Origin of the sequence: Flavobacterium urumqiense, assembly GCF_900108015.1 — a bacterium.
In the GTDB taxonomy this organism is placed as follows: domain Bacteria; phylum Bacteroidota; class Bacteroidia; order Flavobacteriales; family Flavobacteriaceae; genus Flavobacterium; species Flavobacterium urumqiense.
This window is the reverse complement of record NZ_FNVP01000026.1, coordinates 1-3979: the sequence shown is the minus strand read 5'-3', so window position 1 is coordinate 3979 and position 3979 is coordinate 1. Positions and strand designations below refer to the sequence as shown.

Here is a 3979-nt window from a genome sequence, read left to right as displayed (position 1 = left end):
CCCCTCTCAAGAGGGGAATACGTGAGCGGTTTCTCTTTGAGGGAACATTTATTTTTTAAAACTGAGCTTTCAAATTGTGCCTTTTAGTGTAAGTTGTTAGAGGTCGTGTCCGCCGTAAAATACACATATTGTTTACTCGCCCTTATCTTTTTAGACTAGAAAATCACGGTAAGAATTTCAGCGCTGGCAGAAGGGAGTGACCCCCGAGTCGAGTGTAAAACACGAGCGGCTGGGGTTGCGATAGAGAAATTTGTCCGATGATTTTTGGTGTAAAAATATTGAGGCTTGATTTTTTTGTTACTTTTTTCATTAAGGAAAAAAGTAAAAATTGTTTAGAAGAAATAAATAAGATTATTTAGAATTTTAGCTACTTGTGTAATCTCTCCTTCGTCGAAATGACAAATCGAAGACCGCCCTTAAATTAAAAGCATTAGAAAACAACGAAGAAGTGAAGTGGCAACACTCCGCGAGTTGAGTCCGCAGGACGAACGGCTCGGGGTGCGGAATATTTGAAATTAAAAGGAGGACTGCCAGTGGCAGTCAGGTAAATAATTAAAATCGTTTTTAAGCTTTTTATTTTCAGGCTTGATCTTTTGTTTCTTTTGAAATCAAAGATTCACGAATTCCAATAAATTATTAGCGCGTGAGTAATCAAGACAAAAGAAAAGAATCTATTATTAAACAAAAAACGTGTAACGACAGCATAAGCTTTATTATTTATTTCTTTTGAAATCGAAGATCATGAACTCCAAATAAATTATTAACGCGTTAGTAATCAAGAAAAAATAAAAATTATCCTCATCAACAAAAACAACAATAGCAACAATAAACTTATTTCCTTTAACCTTCCTTACAAATGAAAAAAAGCCCATTCCTTTCGGTTTGGGCTTCCATTTTGTTTAATTCTTGGTTCTAAATCCAGAACTAAACTACCGTTTGTACTTCTTAATTACAAATTTAAGTACCATCGATATTCCAAAACTAACTATCGCTCCAACAGCAGCCAATAAAACAGTTTTCAAAACATCCTCCGAATTCAAATTCGGAATAACACTCAAAAATGTACCTCCTGCAGTACCCATCAGGGTAGGATTACTCTCTGTCATCTTGCACTACATTAGGGTCTTCATCGTAGGACGCAGTAAGCTGACTAACAGCCGATAGCACACCTCCGACAACCGCTAAATACCCACCAACCGAACCGATGACTACAGGAAGGGCAATGGGCGCAGTCAAAATAATACCGCCAACAGCAGCCATTGCTAATCCGATATTTCGCAACACTTTAAAAAATTTCGGAGTTCGAGCTTTCGCCCTTTTTACAATATTCATAAGTATAAATTTTAAGATTGAACAATTAATGAAACTATTGCGGATTGCTTTAAAGCTTCATAAACTACATTTTTTACTTTAGCAAAAGCCTGTCGCGATTGCAAACCTAAACCAGCCCCGGAAAGTTGAGTTACAGGAGCAATACAACCATTCAATTCCATCAGGGCATTATTAGCAGGGTGGAACAAAATAGAACTTCGTTTTTTAACAGCAACCACTTCAATATGCCACTGAAATTTCTGACTGTATCGCTTTCGCAGTAAATAGTACCCTTCTGGAATACAGGAAACCCTCTTTCTATTTTCTCTCCAAGGCAATTCAATGGTACAACAGATAAATTGTCCGTTACAAGCAAGTTTTCCGTTAGTTCCCTCAGGGAAATAAGTTCTGGATAGTACTAAAACCATCTTACAGTCCGCTAACTTGTACCAACGCTAATGGGTTATAAGAGCCATTTTTTAATGGATACATTCGACCATTTACCTCCTGATAAAATTCAACTCCAACAGCTAAAAATAAAGGTTTTGTACTGTTGGGAGTTACCGCATTCAAATGACTAATAGCTACAGTTGAAGTCATATCCCAAGGAAGAATTGCCGTTTCTGAAGTGGCAGTAACAAACACTTCTGCTTCAAAATCAATTTCAGCACCGGCTGATATAATTTTGAAATGGGTGGTTCCACCTGGAGCTGCAATCATATTGGCAGGAATAAACGATTCTAAATCAACAATGATTGCTCCAGTAACTCGATCAATTCCTCCAACAAACGGCGCAAATAAAGTGGTTCCCAGTTTCCCACCAATATTGAACTCAAATCCCACAAGCAATTCTGCCTCGCCGTCAATTACATTACGCAAACCGCGTTCATTAGTTAAATCAGCCTGAATGACCTTAACCATTCTTTGAGTAAGTCGGCTCACCATTCTGCTATCGGCAGAATTTAAGAGTAAGGTACGCAATGCCGTTCGTAAGGTTTTACCGGCCTTCCCTGCTCGGCCAAATTCAGAACCATTTTCACGCGTTCTCTGGAACGCTGGATCGTTCGCAATTCTACTCGCATCAACACCCCCTTTTTCACGTGCCAAATGACCATCTTTGGTTTTGTAAAAAGTAATATCTCCGATAGTACCTTTTAATTTAATTATGCCTTTCTGTCTTGCCATAATAACTAAAATTTAAGTTTGAAAATAATTTTACCACTCGTTCATCCTGAATATTTGTTGCAACTAAATCGGGAATGATTTCAACAAAGGTTAAATCAATTAAATCACTTTTCAAAAAGCCGATGTCGATAATGGTACTAAAAGGCCTACAATTACCTATTTTAGTCAATTCATAAGTAATTAATTTTCATAACTTTACACCCTTTAAAAGAATAAAACCCCTAAGACGGGTTTAACAAGTACAAAGTCCACCGACTTTGGTAAGCTATTAAAAATAAAAAATGTGATTGCAAGTAACATCAGGGTATGTATCTATCCAAAAGATGTACAACGTATTACCGGTAAAACATACAGACAAGCAAGGTTGTATCTTCATAAGATCAAAACCAACTTGAATAAAGAGCCACATCAACTACTCTCCATAGAGGAGTTTTGTGACTATTCAGGGCTTCAAATGGAACATGTTTTGCGTTGTATAATCGGATAGAATTTAAAGCAACCAAAAACGGCTGATGTACTTTTCTAAGATCGCAACACCTGTTCAACAAGCAGTTCAAATAATGATGTAAGGGTCCTAAACATTAAAAACAAAAGTCAAAAAACGAATAACCAACAACGAAAAAAGTATGGCAAAAGTAGTAGCACCCTTTTTAATCAAAGGAACCATAGACGACATTAACTTTGTAGTAACAGCAGATGGGAAGAATTATGCGCGGGCGAGAGGAAAAACAGGGATAACATCTACAGAATTCAAAAACAATCCTATTTTCGACAGGATCCGAAATCAAGCACAGGAATTTGGTCAATGCTCAAAAAAATCAGTCCTGTTTCGACAACTGGCAGTTCGTTTCAACAAACTGGCAAAAGACGGAAGTGTCGCTGGCAGGGCTAACAAACTACTTTTCGAAATTCTTCAGGAGGACAGTACTCAACCACAGGGACAACGAACACTGGCAGAAGGATTAAAAACTAGTGATGGCAAGAAATTCTTATTGTTTTTTGAAAGTAACAAACTAAGACCTTTGGACAAAGTTCTTAAAATAAAGGAGCACTCCACTCCGGAGAATCAAACAGTCACACTCACTGATTTAATTGTTAAGGAACATTTGGATTGGCCGGAAGAAGCCACCCATGTACATTTCGCATTAGCCACAGCAAACTGGGATTACGAGAACGACAGCTTCGATACTTGTTACAGCGATGAAATAATATTGGATAAAGAATCCGAAAAACAAACTATAATACTATCAACCGACAAACCATTAGAAAACCAGTTGCACCTGACATTCCTATTCATCGGCTTTGCAAAACAAGAACGAAAAAAGCACAATTTCCTGCACCGCAAAAACAACACCGCAACCATTATTGCTTTTCATAACCCTTAACAAAGCAGAACACTGAACTCTTGGACTAAGGCTGATCACTAAAACCTGACCAAATGAAACTGATCACTGATTACTGAACACTGATCACTGAACACTGA

5 protein-coding genes are annotated in these 3979 nt (G+C 37.6%); 1 reads left to right on the top strand and 4 read right to left on the bottom strand.

Translation table 11 applies throughout. The features are described from left to right. Window positions 1–929: 929 nt before the first annotated feature. The 4 genes from C4S35_RS15415 to C4S35_RS15400 are packed head-to-tail and all read right to left on the bottom strand — an operon-like array spanning window position 930 to window position 2496. On the bottom strand, window positions 930–1106 hold the full coding sequence (locus C4S35_RS15415) for a hypothetical protein (RefSeq protein WP_167386532.1): 177 nt from the start codon (window positions 1104–1106) through the stop codon (window positions 930–932). After that, window positions 1093–1332: a hypothetical protein gene (locus C4S35_RS15410; protein WP_104001034.1), complete on the bottom strand. Its 240-nt coding sequence runs from the start codon at window positions 1330–1332 to the stop codon at window positions 1093–1095. Before C4S35_RS15410 ends, C4S35_RS15415 begins: the two co-directional genes overlap by 14 nt. A gap of 11 nt (window positions 1333–1343) precedes the next feature. Next, window positions 1344–1739 carry a DUF5675 family protein gene (locus C4S35_RS15405; protein ID WP_104001033.1) on the bottom strand — a complete coding sequence of 132 codons (396 nt, stop codon included), beginning with the start codon at window positions 1737–1739 and terminating at the stop codon, window positions 1344–1346. A 1-nt stretch (window position 1740) separates the two neighbouring features. Further along, window positions 1741–2496 (bottom strand): hypothetical protein, encoded by a 756-nt coding sequence (locus C4S35_RS15400; RefSeq protein ID WP_104001032.1) that lies wholly within the window; start codon window positions 2494–2496, stop codon window positions 1741–1743. A gap of 626 nt (window positions 2497–3122) precedes the next feature. On the opposite strand from C4S35_RS15400, the gene C4S35_RS15390 reads away from it, so the two are divergent. Beyond that, the gene (locus tag C4S35_RS15390; protein ID WP_104001031.1) at window positions 3123–3881 is read left to right on the top strand and encodes a hypothetical protein; all 759 of its coding nucleotides are present in this window, start codon (window positions 3123–3125) and stop codon (window positions 3879–3881) included. Window positions 3882–3979 lie beyond the last annotated feature (98 nt).

What these genes read in the sequence shown, in the direction of transcription:
- C4S35_RS15415 (WP_167386532.1), bottom strand. Translation starts at nt 1,106, where the DNA reads ATGACAGAGAGTAATCCTACCCTGATGGGTACTGCAGGAGGTACATTT.
- C4S35_RS15410 (WP_104001034.1), bottom strand. Translation starts at nt 1,332, where the DNA reads ATGAATATTGTAAAAAGGGCGAAAGCTCGAACTCCGAAATTTTTTAAA.
- C4S35_RS15405 (WP_104001033.1), bottom strand. Translation starts at nt 1,739, where the DNA reads ATGGTTTTAGTACTATCCAGAACTTATTTCCCTGAGGGAACTAACGGA.
- C4S35_RS15400 (WP_104001032.1), bottom strand. Translation starts at nt 2,496, where the DNA reads ATGGCAAGACAGAAAGGCATAATTAAATTAAAAGGTACTATCGGAGAT.
- C4S35_RS15390 (WP_104001031.1), top strand. Translation starts at nt 3,123, where the DNA reads ATGGCAAAAGTAGTAGCACCCTTTTTAATCAAAGGAACCATAGACGAC.